Annotated in this window: 1 protein-coding gene; it reads left to right on the top strand. The window is 64.2% G+C overall.

Annotated elements, in window-relative coordinates:
- Nucleotides 1-110: 110 nt before the first annotated feature.
- A partial coding sequence (locus GSY69_RS13890) for a leucine zipper domain-containing protein (RefSeq protein WP_160954408.1) occupies nucleotides 111-419 on the top strand: 309 nt, incomplete at its 3' end.

Raw genomic sequence — 419 nt, 5'->3', positions numbered from 1 at the left:
TGTCCAGGGACGTTGTTGCGTGAATCGCGGTCTACCCGCTGACAGGTGAAGGCCTCCCATTGCGAGAGTGGAGCTGTCGACAAACCGCTCACGCATCACAGGAGGCCTTCATGTCCCACGCTAACGCTGCTCTGACCCCACGCGCTCGATTGCGCCTAGCCAAGCTCATCGTTGAGCAGAAATGGCCGGTCGCCGCCGCGGCGAGAATGTTCATGACTTCACCGCCGACGGCCCGAAAATGGGCGACCCGATTCCGCATCGAGGGCCCCGCAGGCATGATGGACCGATCCAGCCGGCCCCACTCGATGCCAACCAAGACCCCGCCTGCGGTGGTCAAGCAGATCGTCAAAGCGCGGTGGCGCAGGCGGTTGGGGCCGGTGCAGATCGCCGGCGAACTGGGCATCGCGGCATCAACGGTT

Source organism: Brevibacterium rongguiense (assembly GCF_009857845.1).
In the GTDB taxonomy this organism is placed as follows: domain Bacteria; phylum Actinomycetota; class Actinomycetes; order Actinomycetales; family Brevibacteriaceae; genus Brevibacterium; species Brevibacterium rongguiense.
This window is presented reverse-complemented; position numbering and strand designations above follow the sequence as displayed.